19 protein-coding genes are annotated in these 20,424 nt (G+C 66.6%); 5 read left to right on the top strand and 14 right to left on the bottom strand.

Annotated features, from left to right (window positions below; genetic code table 11):
* Positions 1-89: 89 nt before the first annotated feature.
* A complete protein-coding gene (locus JF542_RS02390; RefSeq protein ID WP_207074592.1) occupies positions 90-1,034 on the top strand; it encodes a hydrogen peroxide-inducible genes activator in 945 nt (314 codons plus the stop codon).
* A gap of 276 nt (positions 1,035-1,310) precedes the next feature.
* Here the strand turns inward: JF542_RS02390 and JF542_RS02395 are convergent, their stop codons facing one another.
* From JF542_RS02395 to ectA, 4 genes are read right to left on the bottom strand one after another with little or no spacing between them, the layout of a single operon-like run.
* Positions 1,311-2,741 (bottom strand): aspartate kinase, encoded by a 1,431-nt coding sequence (locus JF542_RS02395; RefSeq protein WP_207074593.1) that lies wholly within the window; start codon positions 2,739-2,741, stop codon positions 1,311-1,313.
* Between the two features lie 3 nt (positions 2,742-2,744).
* Positions 2,745-3,137, bottom strand: a complete 393-nt coding sequence (locus JF542_RS02400) for an ectoine synthase (RefSeq protein ID WP_007791856.1) — start codon at positions 3,135-3,137, stop codon at positions 2,745-2,747.
* Between the two features lie 6 nt (positions 3,138-3,143).
* On the bottom strand, positions 3,144-4,418 hold the full coding sequence (ectB, locus tag JF542_RS02405) for a diaminobutyrate--2-oxoglutarate transaminase (protein ID WP_207074594.1): 1,275 nt from the start codon (positions 4,416-4,418) through the stop codon (positions 3,144-3,146).
* Positions 4,419-4,470: 52 nt separating this feature from the next.
* On the bottom strand, positions 4,471-5,007 hold the full coding sequence (gene ectA, locus JF542_RS02410; protein ID WP_007791861.1) for a diaminobutyrate acetyltransferase: 537 nt from the start codon (positions 5,005-5,007) through the stop codon (positions 4,471-4,473).
* Between the two features lie 268 nt (positions 5,008-5,275).
* Between ectA and JF542_RS02415 the strand changes: the two genes are divergently transcribed.
* Complete coding sequence (locus tag JF542_RS02415; RefSeq protein WP_040544177.1) at positions 5,276-5,764, top strand: MarR family winged helix-turn-helix transcriptional regulator; 489 nt, start codon at positions 5,276-5,278, stop codon at positions 5,762-5,764.
* 14 nt (positions 5,765-5,778) lie between these two features.
* Here JF542_RS02415 and JF542_RS02420 read toward each other — a convergent pair whose 3' ends face one another.
* Positions 5,779-7,380 carry an AfsR/SARP family transcriptional regulator gene (locus JF542_RS02420; RefSeq protein WP_207074595.1) on the bottom strand — a complete coding sequence of 534 codons (1,602 nt, stop codon included), beginning with the start codon at positions 7,378-7,380 and terminating at the stop codon, positions 5,779-5,781.
* A gap of 413 nt (positions 7,381-7,793) precedes the next feature.
* Between JF542_RS02420 and JF542_RS02425 the strand changes: the two genes are divergently transcribed.
* On the top strand, positions 7,794-8,663 hold the full coding sequence (locus JF542_RS02425) for a phosphatase PAP2 family protein (protein ID WP_340689131.1): 870 nt from the start codon (positions 7,794-7,796) through the stop codon (positions 8,661-8,663).
* A 100-nt stretch (positions 8,664-8,763) separates the two neighbouring features.
* Here the strand turns inward: JF542_RS02425 and JF542_RS02430 are convergent, their stop codons facing one another.
* Entirely contained in the window at positions 8,764-10,821 is a 2,058-nt protein-coding gene (locus JF542_RS02430) for a S8 family serine peptidase (RefSeq protein WP_207074596.1), read from the bottom strand.
* Between the two features lie 275 nt (positions 10,822-11,096).
* Between JF542_RS02430 and JF542_RS02435 the strand changes: the two genes are divergently transcribed.
* The gene (locus JF542_RS02435; protein WP_207074597.1) at positions 11,097-12,611 is read left to right on the top strand and encodes a bromoperoxidase; all 1,515 of its coding nucleotides are present in this window, start codon (positions 11,097-11,099) and stop codon (positions 12,609-12,611) included.
* Positions 12,612-12,693: 82 nt separating this feature from the next.
* Complete coding sequence (locus JF542_RS02440; protein WP_207074598.1) at positions 12,694-13,101, top strand: c-type cytochrome; 408 nt, start codon at positions 12,694-12,696, stop codon at positions 13,099-13,101.
* A gap of 18 nt (positions 13,102-13,119) precedes the next feature.
* On the opposite strand, the gene JF542_RS02445 is transcribed toward JF542_RS02440, so the two are convergent.
* The 8 genes from JF542_RS02445 to ribB all read right to left on the bottom strand — a co-directional run bounded on the left by JF542_RS02445 (position 13,120) and on the right by ribB (position 20,288).
* Positions 13,120-13,803 (bottom strand): hypothetical protein, encoded by a 684-nt coding sequence (locus JF542_RS02445; RefSeq protein WP_207074599.1) that lies wholly within the window; start codon positions 13,801-13,803, stop codon positions 13,120-13,122.
* A gap of 53 nt (positions 13,804-13,856) precedes the next feature.
* On the bottom strand, positions 13,857-14,567 hold the full coding sequence (locus JF542_RS02450) for a DUF1194 domain-containing protein (protein ID WP_207074600.1): 711 nt from the start codon (positions 14,565-14,567) through the stop codon (positions 13,857-13,859).
* Between the two features lie 118 nt (positions 14,568-14,685).
* Positions 14,686-15,336, bottom strand: coding sequence for an adenosylcobinamide amidohydrolase (locus tag JF542_RS02455; protein WP_207074601.1), 651 nt, complete (start codon positions 15,334-15,336; stop codon positions 14,686-14,688).
* 306 nt (positions 15,337-15,642) lie between these two features.
* Positions 15,643-17,601 carry a DNA topoisomerase IV subunit B gene (gene parE, locus JF542_RS02460; protein ID WP_207074602.1) on the bottom strand — a complete coding sequence of 653 codons (1,959 nt, stop codon included), beginning with the start codon at positions 17,599-17,601 and terminating at the stop codon, positions 15,643-15,645.
* Between the two features lie 112 nt (positions 17,602-17,713).
* The gene (locus tag JF542_RS02465) at positions 17,714-18,001 is read right to left on the bottom strand and encodes a hypothetical protein (RefSeq protein ID WP_007791784.1); all 288 of its coding nucleotides are present in this window, start codon (positions 17,999-18,001) and stop codon (positions 17,714-17,716) included.
* A gap of 123 nt (positions 18,002-18,124) precedes the next feature.
* Positions 18,125-18,616, bottom strand: a complete 492-nt coding sequence (gene nusB, locus JF542_RS02470) for a transcription antitermination factor NusB (RefSeq protein ID WP_007791787.1) — start codon at positions 18,614-18,616, stop codon at positions 18,125-18,127.
* On the bottom strand, positions 18,613-19,164 hold the full coding sequence (locus tag JF542_RS02475; protein ID WP_207074603.1) for a 6,7-dimethyl-8-ribityllumazine synthase: 552 nt from the start codon (positions 19,162-19,164) through the stop codon (positions 18,613-18,615). The genes nusB and JF542_RS02475 overlap by 4 nt, the downstream gene beginning before the upstream one ends.
* The gene (gene ribB / locus JF542_RS02480) at positions 19,164-20,288 is read right to left on the bottom strand and encodes a 3,4-dihydroxy-2-butanone-4-phosphate synthase (RefSeq protein ID WP_207074604.1); all 1,125 of its coding nucleotides are present in this window, start codon (positions 20,286-20,288) and stop codon (positions 19,164-19,166) included. The genes JF542_RS02475 and ribB overlap by 1 nt, the downstream gene beginning before the upstream one ends.
* Positions 20,289-20,424 lie beyond the last annotated feature (136 nt).

A 20,424-nucleotide genomic window follows, 5' to 3' on the forward strand; every position in this document is an offset into this window, starting at 1 on the left:
CGGCCTCGTCTCCCTTGCTAGAATCGTTCTAGCAAAGGTGCGCCATAAAGCCCAATTGCATTTTCTTAAACATCCGATAAGACATGCTTATGGCAAACATCTCGATGAAACACCTGCGCTACTTCGATGCGCTGGCCCGTCTGGGGCATTTCGGACGCGCCGCCGAGCTGTGCGCGATCAGCCAGCCGGCGCTGTCGATGCAGATCCGCGAGCTCGAGACACTGATCGGAGCGCCGCTGGTCGAGCGCGGGGCGAGGCAGATCCGGCTGACCTCGCTGGGCGAGGAGTTCGCCGCCCGCACCGGAGAGATCCTGCGCTCGGTCGACGACCTCGCCGACCTCGCGCGCGCTGCGCAAGGGCCGCTGGTGGGGCGGCTGCGGATCGGCGTCATTCCCACCGTAGCGCCCTATCTGCTGCCGCGCGTCATCACCTCTCTGGCGCAGGAATATCCCGGTCTCGACCTGCGGCCGCGTGAGGCGGTGACGAAGACGCTGATCGAGGATCTGCACGAGGCCAGGCTCGACACCGCCATCGTGGCGCTGCCGATCTCGGAGCCGGGGCTTGAGGAGGTGGCGCTGTTCGACGAGGAATTCGTGCTGGTACGCGGGCGCGGCGAGGCCGACAAGCCGGTGCCGGATCCGGGCATGCTGCACGAGATGCGGCTGCTTCTGCTCGAGGAGGGGCACTGCTTCCGCGATCAGGCGCTGTCCTATTGCAAGCTCTCGCCCTCGGTGACCCGCGATCTGATGGAGGGCAGTTCGCTCTCGACGTTGGTACAGATGGTTGGGGCGGGGATCGGCATCACGCTGATCCCCGAGATGGCGCTGCCGATCGAAACCCGGTCCGCGCAAGTCTCGCTGGCGCGGCTGCCGGCGCCGGCGCCGGTGCGCACCATCGGCATGGTCTGGCGCAAGTCGACACCGCTGGGAGAGCAGCTCGCCCGCATCGCCGAGATCGTCCGATGCGTGGGCTGCGCGGCCACCGAGACCGCCGCGCAGCTGCCCGCAAGCGCTGCGGCTGATGAAGCGCCGTGACGGGAGCGGCCCCTATCGCAGCGGAGGCGTGCCTTGAGTGGAGATAGGGGGCGCTGCCCCCTCTTGGCGCTGTGCGCCAATTCACCCCCGAGGTATTTTTGAACCAGAGAAGCCAGAAGCGCCGCGCCCCTTGCTTCTCTTCGTCAAAAATACTCCCGCCGGAGGCAGGCCGTCCCGTGCCGAAAACGCTGGGGTCAGAGGGAGGCGACGCGACCGGCGAAAAGAAAACCGCCCCGCGCGGGGCGGGGCGGTCAGTTTGCCTTACGGGGCCGCGTCTCAGGCGGCTTCTTGCATTTCCGGCTTGTCCTGCGTCTCGATGAAGGTCTTGTGCAGGGCCTTGATCACCGGCTTCAGGATGTCGCGCTCCATGATGAACTGCACGTCCACGTTGCGCGGGCCCTGGCTGGCGCCGATGGCCTCCAGACCTTCCCCGGCGATCGCCACCAGGCCGCGCTGCAGGCAGGCCAGCCCGCTGAGGTCGCGCCCGATGACCGACGCCATCGACAGCGTGCGCGACGAGATCCGGGCCGAGGGATAGAGCTTCTCGAGATCCTTCTCCACGCGGCGCATCGACTTGAGAGAGGCGTCCACGTAGTGCGTGATCGTGTTGGCGTTCGAGACCTTCGACACGATGCGCACGTCGTGCCGCGTCAGCACGTCGAGGATCGTCGCGTCATAGCCCTTCACGCCGACCATATCCTGTTCGAACAGCTCCAGCGCGATGATGTCGAGACCGGTGACGATCTCCACCGCAGAGGCGTCCGCCGGCTGGTCGTCGATCAGCGTGCCCGGATCCTGCGGCTCGAAGGCGTTGGTGACGCGCAACGGCACATCGGCCTGGCGCAGGGTCTTGGCGGCCTTCGGGTGGATCGCCTCCATGCCCATGTTCGACAGCTGGTCGGCCACGTCGTAGTTGGTGCGGCCAAGCTTGCGCACGGCGTCCTGTCCCACGAGGTTCGGATCCGCCGAGGAGAGGTGAAACTCCTTGTGGATGATCGCCTCGCGCGCGCCGGTGAGGGCGGCGAGATGCGAGAAGGTGACCTCGGAATAGCCGCGGTCGAACTCGCGCATCAGGCCTTCCTTACACTGCGCATAGCCGGTGACGATGGGCATCTCGGTCATCGGGTCGACACCCTCGAGGGCGCCGAGGATGCGTTCCTCGAGATTGACATCGCCGTCGCCGCGCCAGCCGCTGAGATCCACCAGCCGCGCATCGACGCCAGAGCGCTGCAGCATCAGCACGGTGACATAGGCCGAATGCGCCTCGCCGAGACCGGAAAGCAGCTCGCGGGTTTGCAGCATGTGTTCGGACAGGCGGAAGTGGCCGTAGGAGCAGACGCGGGCCAGATCGATCAGGCAGTTGCGCGCGCCGTCGATACGGGTGCGCACGAAGTCGGTGGCCTGCTGGATGTCGGCCGGATGCTCGAGGATCGACGTGTGCGCCTCGATCATCGCGTTGGCGACGCGGTTCAGCGCGTCGTGCCAGCCGTGGGTGTTGTCGCTCTCGGCGAACTGCCCGTAGACGCCCGGCTCGCCGGTCTTCTTGTGCTCGAGCAGCAGGTTGGTGATGCCGCCGAAGGCGGAGACCACGAAGATACGGCCATAAAGCTCGGCACCTTCGCGACCGCCGATCAGCAGCGTGTCGCGCAGTTCGTCGAGGCGGGACATCGACGTCCCGCCAATCTTTTCAACCGTATGATGGGCCATGGCTTACGCCACCTCCTCTGCCGGCGCGTAGGAGCCGTCTTCACGGTGCACTTCGGTGCCGGTGACCGGCGGGTTGAAGCAGCAGGCCATGTGGAGGTCTTCCTCGGCGCGCAGGATGTGCTTGTCGTGCAGGTTCAGGGCGTACATCACGCCCGGCTTGATCTCGTGCGTCTCGCCGGTGGCGATGTCGGTGATCGAGCCCTTGCCCTGCATGCAGTAGACGCTCTCGAAGTGGTGCTTGTAGTGGAACGTGTGCTCCGACCCGGCTTCGAGAATGGTGATGTGGAACGAGAAGCCCATGCCGTCTTGTGCCAGAAGCATCCGGGTGGAGGTCCACTGGGCGTCGGCCACGTGCTTGTCGGTGTTTTTCAGCTCGTTGAAGTCGCGAACGATCATGTCGGGTTACTCCGCTGCAATCTTGCTTGTTTCGGTGAGGGCGGCACGGGTGGCGTCGCGCAGGATCTCGAACCCTTTTGCGAACTGCTCTTCCGTGGTGGTCAGCGGTGCGAGCACCTTGACCACTTCGTCATGCGCGCCCGAGGTCTCGATGATGAGACCGCGTTTGAAGGCTTCGGCACAGATCTCGCCGGCGAGATCGCCGTTGCCCACGTCGACGCCGCGCATCAGGCCGCGGCCCTTCAGGCGGGCGCCGTCGACCATGTCGGCGATCGAGGTGAGCCCGATTTCGACGATCCGGGCCTTCTTCTGGATATCCTTGGAGAACGAGTCGCCCTTCCAGAACTTCTCCAGCGCCACGCGAGCGGTGACGAAGGCGTGGGTGTTGCCACGGAAGGTGCCGTTGTGCTCGGCCGGCTTCCAGATGTCGAGCTCCGGCTTCACCAGCAGCGCGGCGAAGGGCAGACCCATGCCCGAGAGCGATTTCGCCAGCGGGATCAGGTCCGGCTCGATGCCGAATTCTTCGAAGGAGAAGAACGTGCCGGTGCGACCGATGCCGGCCTGAATGTCGTCGGCGATCAGCAGCGCTCCGTGCTTCTTGGCAAGCTTGGCGATGCCCTGCATCCACTCCTTGGAGGCGGCGTTAAGACCGCCTTCACCCTGGACCGGCTCCACGAGGAAGGCGGCGGGGGCGTCGAGACCCGAGGAAGGGTTGTCGAGCATCCACTCGATCTGTGCCAGCGTGTCCACGCCGTCGCCGAAGGCGCCGTCGTAGGGCAGGTGGGTGACACCCTGCAGGGGCATCGCGCCGCCATTGCGCTTGCCGGAATTGCCGGTCGCGGCGAGGGCACCCATGGTCATGCCGTGGAAGCCGTTGGTAAAGGCCACGATGTTGTGGCGGCCGGTGGTCTTGCGTGCCAGCTTCATGGCCGCCTCGACGGCGTTGGTGCCGGTCGGGCCGACCATCATCACCTTGTGGTCCATGTTCCGCGGCTTGAGGATGATGTCCTCGAAGGCGGTCAGGAAGGCTTCTTTCTGGTCGGTGTGCATGTCCAGACCATGGGTCACGCCGTCATTCGAGATGTGCTCGATCAGCGCGGCCTTCATGTCGGGGTCGTTGTGACCGTAGTTCAACGACGAGCAGCCGGCGAGGAAGTCGATGTAGTCGCGGCCCGACTCGTCGGTGAGGATGGAGCCGCTGGCTTTCACGAAGCTTGTCGGGAAGCTACGGCAGTAGGAGCGCGCTTCGCTTTCGCGGCGCGTGTAGATATCGCGTGTCATGAGATGTCCTTTCGGGACTTCTTTATGTCAGTGAAGATCGACGGGGGACGGATCAGGCGGCGCTTGCCAGCTCTTCTTCCATCTCCGGCAGGGAAATCGTCACCAGGTGTTCGGTGTCGTGGTGCCCGTCGAAGTGAACTTCTTTTTCGTAGTGGGGCTCGTCGGTCAGCTCGCCGCCGATCGAGCGGGCGAAGCTGCGGAAGAGACCCCAAGACGCGTCGTTGTCTTCGGTGATGGTCGTCTTCAGCTCCTTGGCATCGCTGCACTCCTCACGCTCGACGAGGTGAGTGAGCATTTTGCGGCCAAGGCCGAGGCCGCGGGCGTCCGGGCCAACGGCGACCTGCCAAACGAAGTAGGCGTCTTTGTTGGGGATCATGTGACCCGAGATCCAGCCGACGACATCGCCGTCGAGCTCGGCCACAACGCAGGTGTCACGAAAGTGCTCCGCCTGGACGAGGTTGCAGTACATCGAGTTCTCGTCGAGCGGCTTGCACGCGCGCACGAGCTCCCAGATGGCGGCGCCATCGGTGGCCTCGGGCTTGCGGAGCAGGAGGTCGTCCTGCTTGGACGTGAAGCTGTCTTTCGGCATCGGGTCAGGTCCCTCTGTTTTCCTTTGAGTGGTAAACTATGCGAGGCTAGATAAAGTTTCAACCACCTAAGTAGTTTTTTGGAGGAAGTTTGCCGATTGCTCATTAAATTGTTGAAATATAACGGAAATACGGGGTGTCTTGAAACTTTTTCGCGAAGCATTATCCTTAGGAAAGCGAAAATACAGGGCGAGATGCTTAGTCGATTGAAGTATCCGCCCGTTTCATGCAACAAAGGCCCGTCCACAAACACTGCGAGGCGTGGGTCCGATGGATCGAACGGATGACAGCTTGATTGCTTTACGGCGCATATTGAGAGCGACAGAGCTCTACGAACGTGACCTGGCCAGCGCGGCTGGAGTGACGCCGGCGAAGCTGCGAGTGATGCAGATCGTGCAGATGAAGGGCGGAACCACCACCCCGAAGGCGCTCGCGACTCAGATGGGCGTCAGCCAGGCCACCATCACCGGTCTTGTCGACAAGCTGGTGAAGGAGGGCATGGTCAACCGCGCTCAGTCCAGCATGGACCGGCGCCAGATCAACGTGGTGCTCAGCGAAAAGGGTGAGGCCACGCTCGACCGGGCCCCGGACGCGCTGCAACAGCGATTCGTGCGCGAATTCGAACGTCTCGAGGACTGGGAGCAGGCGCAGCTGCTGTCGTCGCTCGAACGCGTTGCCGCCATGCTCGATGCCCGCGACATTGATGCCTCGCCGGTGCTGACCGTCGGTGCGCTCGATCACGACAAACGCGCCAACTAGGCCCGCGCGGGCTCTCAGAGCAGGGCGCGGATCGGCTCAAGCAGCCCCTTGTTGCGCAGTGTGCGCACCGGATAGTTCTCATCATTGATGATCTGGTCGATGGAGAAGCCCGGCTCGATCTTGCCGAGTTTCACCGCCGTGGCATGCGCCTTGTCGAGCTGCCCGTCGAGCGCGTAAAGCGCCAACAGGTGCCGATGCGCCGGGCGCGACAACGGTGCGGCGCGCGCCGCCGCCTCGCCGGCCTCGATGGCCTCGTGCGGGCGGTTGCAGGCGATCGAGATGATGCAGTGCCCCATGTCCCACCATTGCTTGAACGGCGAGCTGCGCGCGATCGCGCGGGCGCGGGCCGAAGCGTCGAAGGCCGAGGTCACGTCGCCCTTGAGCATGTTCGCCTCGGCCAGCGACTTCCATGCGAAGGCAGAGGCAGGGTTGCGATTGACCGCGGTGTCGGCAAGCTCGAAGGCGCCAGCCGCGTCCCGCTGCGCGGTGCCGCGCACCTTCGAGATCAGCGCGTGCACCAAGGCATTGTCCTCCGACGCTTCCATCGCACGGTAGTTCAGCGCGATGGCTTCCTCGCGCAGCGCGTCGCGGTCGTCCTCCAGCAACTCGAGCAGCTGGATCATCCGCACCATGCTGCTCCAGGCGAGGTAGATGCCGTTGCTGTCAAGCTCATGCGCCTGCTTGAGCAGCGAGTAGGCCTCGCGCAGGGCGTCGCGCTCGAAGCTGAACATGCGGTACATGCTGAGCCGCGACAGCGCCGTGGCGCGGCTTTCGGGGCGGTTGGTGTCGAGCACCTGCGGCAGCTTGCCGATGATGCAGTCGGCGGCCTCGAAGACCAGTTTGGAGACGATCTCGTCGCTGTGCAGGATCGCTTCGAGATGACTGATCGATTGCATCTTGGAATAGAGGATGCGCCCGCTCGGCACGTGCAGCCCCTTGACGAAGAGCGTGTGGCCGTCGGTCGTCTTGAGGATGTCGCATGTGAGGGAGATGTCGCTCACCGGCAACTCGGCGGGATGATCGGGGTCGTTGGCCTGCCGCCACGCGCGGATCTGCTCGGCGATGTTCTCGCCGATCTGGTTGGCGAGGATGTCGGCCATGATGTTGGCACCATCCTCGGCCGGTGCCGTCGAGCGGCAGTGGATCAGGACGCCCTTGGCCTCTTTCGGTTCGGCCTGCGACAGCCGGGCTTGCAGATCGGCGCGCTCCATCCGCAGCCATTCCTCGAACTCCGGATCGCGGGCGTCCAGCCCCTCGAGCAGCTCGACCCGCTGATCGAAGCGCAGGCCGTCATCGCGCAAGTCGATTGAGAGGGCGAGCGGATCGAGCGACACGGTGGCACGGTCGGCGCGCAGGACATCGGCGTGATCGCCGAGCGCGCTCCGCAGCTTGCTCAGCGCCTGCCGCAGATTGGCGCTGGCCTGTTCAGGGCCGAACTGGCTCCAGAGCTTGTCTTCGAGCCAGCGGCGCGGGCGGGACATCTCGGGCGAGAGCGCGAGCAGCGCCAGAAGCGCCTGATTCTTCGCACCTTTCGGGGTCAGACACAGGCCCTCACCGGCCTCCACGCGAAGGGGGCCGAGCACCGAAATCCGAAGGGAAGGGGCGGTGTCGCGCATAAGGCTGTCCAGCCAGGGAAACAATCAACTTTACGTAGGGTAGCACTGCCTCACAGATCCGGCAACGGGCGTGAATTGTCCGTGAATCATTCGCGCCACGGGCACAAGGTTTTGACGCAGAGCCGGTTTTTCTGTCAGTTTCAGGGAAAGTCGTTTTTATTCGATTTCTGAAATTACTTTCTCGGGGGACGCTGGGAATGCCGGTTTACGGTCATGAGGGTCACGAAGGCCACGAAGGACATGAGGGCCACGAGGGTCATGAAGGACACGAAGGGCACGAGGGCCATGAAGGGGGCGGTGGCTCCTCTGCTCTGAGTGTTGCCCTTGGGAGCGCGCGTGATGGCACGGTCGGGTATTGGGACGGTCTGCCGAGCCGCGCGTCGCGGGTTGAGGGGCGCTCGACCTGGGAGGCGGTGAAGAGCCTTGGCACCGCGCCGCGCCGGGCGGTGATGGATCAGGCGATCCAGAGCCTCTACGACGTGAGCTTCGAGCACAGCGACATCACTAACACCAGCGGCACCGTCAGCTTTCAGGGCAATCCGCTCGTGACCCTGCAGCGCCCTCGCATGAAGGTGCTCGAGGAAAAGCAGCTGGGTTTCCTGCGCGCCGCCGCCGATCTGCGCTATGATCGCCTGTCCGAGATCCGCGTGGAGACCAGCAACATCCAGTCGTTCTTTGCCAGCGTCAGCTACATGTCGTCCGCCGCCACCAAGTGGCAGCTGGCGCTGACGCAGGCGGTGTTCCGGCTCTGCACCCATGTGGAGATGCCGGTGAAGCTCGGCTTCGACGTGCCGCGTCCGATCACGCTGGCCTATCAGGTGCAGCCGATCATCCAGACCCCCGGACACGGGGCCTGGCCGAGCGGCCACGCGACCGAGAGCTTCGCCGCCGCGACCCTTCTCAGCCGCCTGTGCCACGATCATTCGAAGCCGCTCGACCCGACCGAGCTGCTGGCCAAGCAGACACCATTCTATCGGCAGGCCGAGCGGATCGCGATCAACCGCACCGTTGCGGGTGTGCATTATCCGACCGACAGCATGGCCGGCGCCGTGCTTGGCGTGACCATGGCCGAGGCGCTGGTCAATCTGCTCGACGAGCGCGACGAGACCACGGCGCGCTGCTTCAACGGGCGCGACTACGAGGGCGATTTCAACCTTGCACTGATGTCGGAGCAGATTGCCGACAAGAAAGGCGCAATCACCGAGACCAAGGTCAAGATCGACCCGTCGGTTGTGCCCGACTGGCTGCGCACCATGTGGGGCAAGGCGCTCAAGGAAGGCTAATTTCAGTTTAACCAGTGGGGGTCTCGGATGCGGCCTCTTTTTAGCGAGTGGCCGGGGCCCGTTGGTCCCGGCCTATTCATTTCTGCCGTCGAGGAAAGCCTCAGAGCATGACCACGTGGCTGCCGAGCCGGGCGCGGTCGGTTTCGGAGACCGGGGACAGGCTCACCCGCTTGGTGTTGAAATCGGCCAGATGCGGCGTTGTCGCGTTGGCCACGAGCTCCTTGGACGAGAGCGCAAGCGCGCGGCTCAGCCGGCCAGCGGCGGCGCTTGTGCCGTTGAGGAAGCGGGTGCTGCCGCTCAGGGTGCCGCATCCCTGAACCCCGCCGCGCAGGAAGCTGCGGTCGGCAATGGTCGAGACGGTCGGGCCGGGCACGGACCACGCCGCCCCTTCGCCGCAGTAATCCGAGGGCGGCAGGCGGTCATCGTGCACGTCGCGGCGGACGGCCCCGACGTGGAACACCTGCCGGGTGAGCGCCGTGGCGAGCGCGTTGTGGCTGCCGGCATACTTGATCGCGCAGTCCGGCCCAAGCTGGGTGTAGTCGAAGAACTCCTGATTCCAGCCGTAGCCCTCGGGGCTCTCGAAATAGCTCTGCCGCGCGCCGGCGCGGTATCCGACAAGGCTGTCGTCGCGCTGCACCTGCAGCTCGAGGTCCAGCGCCGCGCAGCCGTCGTAGCGGAACGCGAGGTGCCAGGCGCCCGACGGCACCAGCGGTTCGAGATCGAGAGACGCGGTGGGCGCGAGGGCCAGCAGGTAGAAATTGCGCTGCAGGGTGTCGGGATCCAGCCGGTGCTCGGGCACGTGGTAGATCCGTGCCACAACCTGATCGCCCTTCGTCAGGTTGCGGACCTCGCCCGGTTTCAGCCCCGAGACCCCGGAAGAGAGCCCCGACGGCGTGGTCACGCCGATCTCGAGCGCCTTGAGCGGCTGGCCGGGCTCGGCGCGGATCTCGACATAGCTCTCGGTCAGATCACCGGGCTGGACGCGCCATTCGATACTTTGCTCGCTGTCGCTGCGCGCCTTTGTGGCCGGGTAGGACAGGCCGGCCACCAGCCGCTTGCGATAGTCGTTGCCGAACGACCAGACCACGCGCACCGGCTGGCCCTTGACCTGTTCCCAGAACCGCGCCTCGCGGGCGACCTGATACTCGGCAAAGCGCGTGCCGTCCTTGGGGCCGGCGAGCATCCCCAGCGACAGGTTGATGATCACCGGTGCGCGTGGGTCCATCGCCTCGGCCCGGCGCAGCACCCAGCGCACTGCGTCGACGAGATAGCTTTCGAACTTGGTGCCCGAGGTGTCGGCAATGGCCTGCGGCGGCAATTGCACCCCCAGCAGCGGCCAGTCGCGCGCGGGGTTGTCCCTGTCGTCAGGCTCGCTGCCGGCGGCAAGGTCGAGCACGTGGGTGCCGTGGCTGGTGCCGAAATCGGTGGAGCGCCGCGCGTCGGCGCGCGCGAGGCGCGCGTTCAGCGTGGTGTATTCGCCGGTCTCGTTAAGCCCCTCGCGGCCAAGCAGGGCGTTGATCTGCCTGCGCTCGAGCACCTCTCCGAGACAGGCGCTCCGGTCGCCGGGACCGGCGCGCTCCAGCGCCTGCAGCCAGATTGCCTCGAACCGGGTCTTGAGCGCGGTGCCGCGGCCCTTGCGCCTGGCCTTGCAGAAGCGCGCATTGAGAAACCCGATGCCGTCGTCGATCACCGCCACGATCGGCTGCCCCTTCTCCTTGCGCCTGGTCTCGCGCGCCGGCTGCAGGCTCTCGGCGGCATCGAGATCGACGCTGGACGGATCGAGCGCCACCGGCGTGCCGTCGTCGAGCACCTCGAACAGGTCGGCAAAGGCGTCGTCGGGCGTGCCGAGCGCGCGATAGATCGGGTACTCGTCCGGCAGCCCGGCATCAGGATCGGGCAGGTGGCAGCGCCGGCGCAGCACCGAGAGCTCGAAGGGCTCCATCAGCAGCGGTTCGGCGGGGGTTTCGACCAGCTTTCTCAGCCGCAGGCGCTGCTTGCGCGCGGATTTCTCATCCGCGCAGGCGGTGAGACGCACGAAGATCGGCTGGTAGACATCGGTGCCCACCGGCGGCTGGCGCCGCTGCCGCAGCATCCAGGAGAAATCCACGTAGGCGTCGTGAAAGCTGGCAGATTCGGCGGCGTGCCAGGTGAGCGTCATGACCGGGTCCTCGCGAAATGCTTTGAAACTATGGAGGTAGCAAAGCCGAGCGCCGGGACTGGGTCAAGCGAGCGCCTCGGTGGTGCGCCGGGAATTGCGCAATATTCACGCGCGGGAACGGCAGGGGGCTTTGGAAAAATTAGCGAATTCGCGGTCCGATCACGCGGAAATCGCGGTTCACTCACGCTGCATTCACGCGGGCCGGTCACATTGTCCCTACGTCACGTTATCCAAGGCGGTCCGCCGAGAGGCCGCCAGCGACAGGGAATATCACCATGAGCATCCGGCTTGAGACACACCAGAACGGGCTGCACGTCATCGATGGCGGCCTCCGCCCCGACACGCCTGCCGGGCTCCATCTCCAGCTTCCCGCCGCGCCGCGCATGGGGCCGGCCGAGCTTGCCGCCGAACTGGCCGAGCTTTACGCCATGGCGCTGGTCCGCGATCTGCCCTTCGAGCTGATGCAGGATCCCCATTGCGAGATCTGGATCGATGCGAGCACCCATTTCACCCTTCACGAACTGCTCTGCGAGCTGCGCTCGCTGAGCTGGTTCAACGATCAGGCCCTTCCCGTTCCCGGGCCTGTCGAGACGGTTCTTTGCTCCCGGACCGTCTGCGGGGATGCTGACCAGCGCCGCGGCCTTCGGCTGAACGGCGATGGTCAGCTGACCCTGCGCAGCCTGTTTCGCGGCGTTGTGGCGCATCGTGGACCGCAGATCCGTCTCTCGACCCTGCACGCCACAGATCGCGCCAACTGCGCCGAGACCGAGCCCTGCGCCGAGACCGAGCCCTGCGCCGCGCCCGATGCCGATGCGCCGATGTCGCGCTGGCTCGAGTGGATCGAACGCTGCTCCGGCGCCTCGCTGGCGCTGCCGGGGCAGGGCGCTTCGCAGGGCGAGGCGCTGATCACGCCGCGGGCTCTGGTCGGGCGGCTGCATGCCAGCCATCCCTGCCGGATCTATTTCAATGCTGCGCTGCGGCTGCTGGGCCGCCGGGCGCCCCTCGACCCCGGGCTCGAGGCCATCGCCACGCCGGGCGTGGTCTCTGCCCAGGCCCTGCTGTCGATGATGGCCGAGTGTGCCGAGCGCTCCTATTCGGCGGCGATGCGCATGCAGGGCCGCGCCGACCGTCTCAGCCGTCCCTCGGTGACCGCGGCGCGGATCACGGCGCTTCTGGCGCGGGAGGATCAGCCTGTCGGGGGCGAGGGCGACCTTGCCGCCTGCGCCGAGGAACTCGCCGGGAAGGCGCCGCAACTGCTGCACTGGGTCGACCGGATGAACCGGGCGCAGGGGGGCGTCCGCCGCGGGCGGGCCGACCTGCACCTGCCGTCGCTGCGTGACGACCAGCCATCGCATCGCGCCGATCACGTGGCCAAGGCAGTGGTCGCGGGGGCGCTCTCGACCCTGCTGAAAGCGGTGTTCGACAGCCGTCGGCACGCCCGCCTTCGCATGGTCGGAAGCCAGGGCACCGGCATCGATATCGGCGCCGAGGCCGACCGGCTGGCCGCCGACGTGGCACTGGCGCGCTCGGTGAGCGGCAACTACTTTCAGTCCGAGAACTACCGGGATCTGCGTCTTGGAGAGGCCATCGCCTGCCACGTGCTGCGCCGCCGCTTCGAGGCGCAGGGCCAGAGCCTCTCGCTCGGGTTCAGCAATTTCGACGGCCAGATGGTCGACCTTGCGGTGCACCCGCGCGGCGCCACCGGCCACGCCACCCTGCGCATCGAGGGCCGGCTTGCGCCCTGGCCGATGGAGGCGGGTCGCAGCGGCAGCCATCTCGCGGTGGTCTGAGGCGGGCACCCACCTTGACCGGTGTCAAGGCGCGGGCCCTCGAGGAGTGAGAGACTTCCCCGCACAGCACGGGGAGGATCTCATGCGGACATTCATTATCGCCACGCTGGCACTCGCCGCCCTGAGCGGCGCGGCCTCTGCGCAGGACGCCGACATCGGCCGCTCGCTCTATCACACCCACTGCGCCACCTGCCACGGGCTCGAAGGCCGGGGCGACGGGCCGATGGCCGGGGTCCTGCTGATCAAGCCGGTCAACCTGACCGAGCTCTCGGCGGCCAATGGCGGCAGCTTCCCGCTCGAGCGCATCGTCAAACGCATCGACGGCCGCGACCCGCTGGTCAGCCACGGCTCTCCGATGCCGGTCTACGGTGACTATTTCGAAGGTGTGTTCGACGTGCCGATCAAGACCCCCGCAGGCCAGCCGGTGCTGACCTCGAGGCCGGTGGTCGATCTGGTGACCTACCTGCTCGAGATCCAGAAGCCGGACTAGCCCCGGCGCTGCGGGGCCTCAGCGGCAGATGCCCTCGGGCTGGATGCCGCGCCACGGCACCAGCACCTCGGGATCGTCCAGCACCGCCTCGAGCCCTGCGACCGGCATCTCGGCCGAGATCATCTCGCGCAGACGGGCGGTGCGCGGCGCCTCGGGGTCGAGCACGTGGCAGCAGACATATTCCTCGACGATGGCGCCCTGCTGCTCGTAGCCGTGATCGAGGAAGCGGGCGCTGTTCCCTGGGTCGAAGAGATAGGGGTCTTCCGACACCCGGTGCTCTCGCGCCGCCTTCAGCGGCGAATAGCCGGTGCGGGCGCGGTTCTCCCACTGCCAGACATGGGTGGCCTCATGCGCCAGCAGCATGGCGTCGGCGAGGTCGATGCGCTCGGGGTACTCCGGCACGAAATCGTCGCGGTAGAGATCCTCGCGGTAGAACACGTGGCGGAACAGCGTCATCGCACCGGGAGAGACGGTCACGGTCTCCCCGCGCGAAGGCGGCCACATGCGCTCCATGCAGGTCAGGCGCGGGCGGATCGGACGCTGGTAGGTGATCTTTCCGGCCCAGAGACCATCGTGAAAGCGGATGCGATCGCCGTCGAAGCCGGGCCCCTGCATTGCGGTCAGGAACGAGACCTCGTTCGTGGTCAGCGGGCGGCCGCAGGCGGCCAGCAGCAGGCAAAGGGAAAAGGCCAGGATACGCATGAAGCGATAGGGGCAGAGTGTTGGGCCGGGCGCAAGCGCCGTCTCAGGCCGTTTCAGTCGGCGGCGGCGTGGCGCTTGTCGACCATGCCGGAAGACGAGATCTCGAGGATCAGCTTGCGCTTCACCGCCTCGGCAAAGCTGTCGCGGTCCTCGGCGGTGACCACGAAGGCGCCGAGCCCGCCGATGATGCGCTGCTCGTAGATCGCCTCGAGCCCGCCCTGGGCGCGGCCGGGATCATCGGGGCGCAGGATCGGCAGGGCATTGATGGTGATGCCCTTGGCGAGGACCTCGTCGCGGGCGGCTTCGATCGGCGGGCCGGACCAGTTGCCGGCGCTGTCGCCGGAGAAATCGATCACCTTGCGCCAGCCGTCGATGTCATTGGCCTCGATCTGCCAGGCGGCCTCGAGCAGCGCCGCGCCGATGGCGTTGCGCCCGAAGGCCATGCGCGGCGTGCTCAGCAGCTGGTCGGCGAAGGCCTGCGCATCCTCGGCATCGCTGATGCGCATCCACTTCACCACCTGACCCTGGTGCGCGGCCCATTCCATGTAGGTCACGGCGATCTCGCCATAGGCGGTGTTGGCGATGGCGGAAAGCACCTCCGGATCGGTCATCGCCTGCGCGTAGCCCTCGCGCTGGAACATCAGCTCGGCGGGCGAGATCGAGCCCGAACTGTCGGCCAGCAGCACCAGCTCGAGATCGGTGTCCTGTGCCAGCGCGGGGCCGGCGAGAAGCGAAAGGGCGAGGGCAGGGGCGAGGCGGCGCATGGGCAGGGCTCCATCGTGGCGTTGCGGCAAGGCTAGCCCTGATGGGTTGGTTTCGCGAAGCGCCGCGTGGTGGGCCTGACGCAGATGTGAGCGGATCTGCCGTGTCGTGCCGCTTGGCTCACCAGCCCTCTGCGTCGCGCTGCCAATCCTTCACCGCGGCGAGGGTCGCCTCATAGGCCGCGCGGCCAAGCGCGTGGCCGGCGGCGGTGTGCTTGCCGGCGAAGGCAGCGCAGCCCTTTGGCGCGGCCACGGCGATGCAGTCTGTGCCGGTGCCGGTGGCGCGGCCGGTGGGCAGGTCGGTGCGGGCCTCGAGCACGGCGGCGGTGCGCGCCTCGGCCACGAGGCTCAGCGCCTCGATGAGGGCGGTCTGGCCGAGGGGGCAGGACAGGCGCAGCGCGATGTTGATGGTGCCCCACTCCTTCGGTTGCATCCATGTCTGCGGCAGGCGGGTGCCGATGCGCTCGGCATTCGACAGCCCCGCGGTGACCACGGCGGTGGCGGTGACGCCGTCCTCGGTGGCGGTGGCGCTGCGGTGGGCGTCGAGCCTGCGCGAGGTCAGGAAGCAGACGGCGTCCGTCGCCCCTCGGTCCTCGAGCTGCGCTTCGAGCCATGCGATGGCGTCGAGATCCTCCGACAGATCGGCATTGCGCACCTCGCGCCAGAGGATGCGGCGCGCCTCGACCAGCCCGCCATTATGGGGCGCGAAGCTGAGGATCTGCATGGGCTGGCCGAGATCGAAGGTCAGCCAGGGCGGGGATAGGGTAAGCATGGGCGGGCCGTGTTGGTGTTGCCTCTTTGAACCGGGTCGCTGGCTATGGCGCAAGCCTCGATCATCACGCCCGCGCGGAATCAAGGCGAAGCCGCCGCGCCATCGTCATGCCGGAGGCATGCCTTTGGCATGGCCCGCCCCCCGGGCTGGCGATTTGGTGAGGCTGGGAGCTGCGTGTCGAGGTCTTTCGGACGTGGCCGGGATAAATCGAGAGGCTCGGAGTTCGCGACGCCATCCCGCGGTCCGGCGATGGTGCGGCGGCGCCCAGGCGGTTCGCGGGGAAACTGGCCGGGCCGTCAGGCCCGCTTACACATCCAGCTCTTCGACGAAGCGGGCGTTCTCCTGGATGTACTGGAAGCGCAGCTCCGGCTTCTTGCCCATCAGGCGCTCGACCAGATCGCCGGTCTCGCCGGGCTCGTCCTCGTCGATGGTCACCCGGATCAGCTTGCGGGTGGCCGGGTCCATCGTGGTTTCCTTGAGGTCCTTCGCGTCCATCTCGCCCAGACCCTTGAAGCGCTGCACGTCGATCTTGCCCTTGCCGCCCAGACCCTTCTTCAGCATCTCCTCCTTCTCGACGTCGTCGGCGACATAGATCCGGCGGGCGCCCTGGGTCAGGCGGTAGAGCGGCGGGCAGGCCATGTAGAGGTGGCCGCCATCGATCAGCGGGCGCATCTGGGTGTAGAAGAAGGTCATCAACAGCGCCGCGATATGGGCGCCGTCGACATCGGCGTCGGTCATGATGATGATCTTCTCGTAGCGCAGATCATCGACGTTGAACTTGGTGCCGAGCCCCACGCCGAGCGCCTCGCAGAGATCGCGGATCTCGGCGTTGGAGGTGAGCTTGTTCGAGGCCGCGCCCAGCACGTTGAGGATCTTGCCCTTGAGCGGCAGCAGTGCCTGGCTCTCGCGGAAGCGGGCGCCCTTGGCCGAACCGCCGGCCGAGTCGCCCTCGACGATGAACAGCTCGGTGCCCTCGCGGTTCTTGTTGGTGCAGTCGGTGAGCTTGCCCGGCAGGCGCAGCTTCTTGGTGGCCGACTTGCGGGCGGTCTCCTTCTCCTGCCGGCGGCGCAGGCGCTCCTCGGCGCGCAGCACGAGGAAATCGAGGATGGCGCCGGCGGACTTGGTATCGGCGGCAAGCCAGTTGTCGAAATGGTCGCGCACCGCGCCCTCGACGAGCCGCTGCGCCTCGGTGGTGGCAAGGCGGTCCTTGGTCTGGCCGACGAATTCCGGCTCGCGGATGAAGCACGACACCAGCGCGCAGCCGCCGGTGATCAGGTCGTCGCGGGTGATCTGGCTGGCCTTGCGGTTGTTCACCAGCTCGCCATAGGCGCGGATGCCCTTGAGGATCGCGGCCCAGAACCCGGCCTCGTGGGTGCCGCCCTCGGGAGTGGGGACGGTGTTACAGTAGGACTGGATGAAGCCGTCGCGCGACGGCGTCCAGCTGATCGCCCATTCGACCTTGCCGGGCGTGTTGAACTTTTCCTTGAAGTCGACGGTGCCGGCGAAGGGCTTCTCGGAATAGGTCGACGCGGTGCCCAGCGTCTCGGTCAGGTAGTCCGACAGGCCGCCGGGGAAGTGGAAGGTGGCCTCGAGCGGGGTCTCGTTGTCGTCGATGGCGGATTTCCAGCGGATCTCGACGCCCGAGAACAGGTAGGCCTTGGAGCGCACCATCTTGAACAGCCGCGCCGGCTTGAACCGGTGCGAGCCGAAGATCTGCTCGTCGGCGTGGAAGGTCACGGTGGTGCCGCGGCGGTTGGGCGCCGCGCCGACCTTCTCGACCCCGCCCTGCGGGATGCCGCGCGAGAAGCGCTGCTCGAAGAGCTCCTTGTTGCGGGCCACCTGCACGACCATCGAATCCGACAGCGCATTGACCACCGAGGCGCCGACGCCGTGCAGACCGCCCGAGGTCTCGTAGGCCTTGCCGGAGAACTTGCCGCCGGCGTGCAGCGTGCAGAGGATCACCTCGAGCGCCGACTTGCCGGGGAACTTGGGGTGCGGATCGATCGGGATGCCGCGGCCGTTGTCGCGGATTGTAACGGCGTAATCGCCATGCAGCTCGACCTCGATGCGGTTGGCGTGGCCGGCGACGGCCTCGTCCATCGAGTTGTCGAGCACCTCGGCCACGAGGTGGTGCAGCGCCCGCTCGTCGGTGCCGCCGATATACATGCCGGGCCGCTTTCGGACCGGTTCGAGCCCCTCGAGAACCTCGATGGAGGAGGCGTCGTAGTCGGGGGTATCGGTTGCGGCGAGAAGATCGTCGGCCATGGTGCGCTGCTCGTTCTGATCGTTGATTGGCGTCGATTATGGCAGAGCGGGACAGCCGCGAAAAGGGTCCGCGCGGCGTCAGACCCCACGATCATGGGGGAAAGCCTGTGGATTACGCCGGATCTTGTGGCTGAAGCTGCGCCCAGTGCTCGCCCATCGCCACGATGCAGGAGGTGCCCGAGGCATAGGCGATGACCATGGTCCAGCCGCCGTCAGCGTCGGTCCAGACCTCGACCACCTCCTCGGGATTGCGAAGGCCGGTGGAGGAAAGCGTGGCGCCGTAGCGCGTTGCGAGGCGCTTGGTCATCTGCGGGCCCGGTTCGCACAGCACCTCGGCAATCGGCGAGGCCGCGAGGGCAGGGGCCGGGAGCAGGAAGGGAATCAGGGCGAGGGTCCGCATGCCCGGAAGTGTAACAGACGTATGACGCTTCGGAGTGCGAAAATCCTCGCCCCACGAATAGCGAGCGCCGCGAAATCGCGGCGCGGGCTGGTCAGGATCGACGGGAGAGGCAGGGGGCCGGGCTCAGAACGCCTCGGGCCGGGCCTCGCGGGCCATGTGGTCGAGCACGGCGTTGACGAAGCGCGGCTCGCGGCCCTCGGGGAAGAAGGCAGAAGCGACCTCGACATATTCCGAGATCACGACCTTGGGCGGCGTGTCGCTGTCGACGAGCTCGGCGCCGGCGGCGCGGAACAGGGCCCGCAGGGTCGGGTCGATGCGGGCGATCGGCCACTTGGCGACCAGCGCGCGATCGGTCATCTGGTCGATCTTGGCCTGCCAGTTGACCGCCGACGAGGTGATCTTGCCAAACAGCGTCACATCGCCCTCGACCATCTCGACGCCCTCATCGATCTCGGCGCCGAAGCGGTAGTCGACGAACTCGCGCTGCACCTTCTCGACGGCCACGTCCCCAGCTTCCATCTGGTACAGCGCCTGCACCGCGTAGAGCCGCGAGGCGGATTTCATCCGCCGCTTCTGATTGCCCGAGAGGGCCGGGGGGGTGTCCGGGGTGGTCATGCGCTATCGTTTCCTCGTGAGGCACCCGCGATCTGGTACTCGTCGCGGGAGGGGACGAATCCCACCCCCTTGCGGGCGCCGCCCCACCTACGGGCCAGCGCGATCAGATGCAAGGCCGCCGCGGCGGCGCCGCCGCCCTTGTTCTGGCCCGCCGCCTCGGCGCGGGCCCAGGCCTGATCGTAATTTTCCACCGTGAGGATTCCGTTGCCGATGCACAGGCCCTGAAGACCCAGCAGCGTCAGCCCGCGCGAGCTGTCATTGCAGACCGTGTCATAATGCGTGGTCTCGCCGCGGATCACGCAGCCAAGCGCCACGTAGCCGTCGAAATTCGACATCCGCTCGGCGATGCCGATGGCCGATGGCACCTCGAGCGCGCCGGGCACCTCGATCACCTCGTGGAACCCGCCCACCGCCTCGATCTCGGCGATGGCGCCGGCGACCAGCTGCTCGGCGATCTGCTTGTAATAGGGCGCAACCACGATGAGGATCTTGACCGGCTTGTCGAACTCCGGTCGGGGCAGGGTGTAATGCTCTTCGTTCGAGGCCATCAGGCATCTCCGATCTTGCGGGTGCCGACGATCTCGAGCCCGTAGGCGTCGAGCCCAACCACCTTGGGGGTCGGCGAATTGGTCAGCAGCACCAGCTTTGACAGTCCGAGGGAGGAGAGGATCTGCGCGCCAAGACCGTACTGGCGCAAGGTCTTGGGCGAGCTGCCCTCCTCGGGGTCGAGCTTCATCGCGGTGTCGCGCAACAGCACGACCACGCCGCGGCCTTCCTCGGCCACCACGGTCATGGCGTCGCGGAACTCGTTGGCGCGGCCCGTGTGGCCGGTGCCGGCGATGTCGAGCATCGGGTCGAGCGCGTGCATCCGCACCAGCACCGGCGCGTCGCCCGAGAGATCGCCCTTCGACAGGACGATATGCTCGTCGCCATGGGTGGTGTCGGAGTAGATCCGCATGTCCCACTCGCCGCCGAACTCGGAGCTGACGGTCTGCGAGCGCTCGACGCGCACGAGATTGTCATGGCGGCGGCGATAGGCGATCAGGTCGGAGATCGTGCCGATCTTGAGGCCGTGCTTCTGCGCGAAGGCCACCAGCTCGGGCAGGCGCGACATCGAGCCGTCCTCGTTCATGATCTCGCAGATCACCCCGGCGGAGTTGAGGCCGGCAAGGCGCGACACGTCGACCGCGGCCTCGGTATGGCCGGCACGAACCAGAACGCCGCCGGACTTGGCCCGCAGCGGGAAGACGTGGCCGGGGGTCGCGATGTCCGCGGCGCCTTTCGAGGCGTCGATCGCCACCGCGATGGTGCGGGCGCGATCCGCGGCGGAGATGCCGGTGGTGACCCCCTCGCGCGCCTCGATCGAGATCGTGAAGGCGGTCTCGTGGCGCGAGGAATTGTTGGTCGACATCAGCTCGAGCCCGAGCTGGTCGCAGCGCTCGGGCGGCATCGACAGGCAGATCAGGCCGCGCCCGTGGGTGGCCATGAAGTTGATCGCGTCGGGGGTGGCCCATTGCGCTGGGATCACCAGATCGCCCTCGTTCTCGCGATCCTCGTGGTCGACCAGGATGAACATGCGCCCGTTGCGCGCATCCTCGATGATCTCCTCGATCGGGGAGATTGCATCCTTCCAGTCCGATTCGACCGGGCCGGGGCTTTCGAAATCCGCCATCTCGTCACCTTCTGTCTGGTCCCTGCCAGATAAGAGATGCGGGGCAAAATGGCTAGGGCACATTTGCGTTGATGGTCTGTAGGGGCAGGAGGGGCGCTGCCCCTCTGCCGCCCTTGGGGCGGCATTCACCCCGAGG

The organism is Salipiger bermudensis (assembly GCF_017309175.1).
Classification (GTDB): domain Bacteria; phylum Pseudomonadota; class Alphaproteobacteria; order Rhodobacterales; family Rhodobacteraceae; genus Salipiger; species Salipiger bermudensis.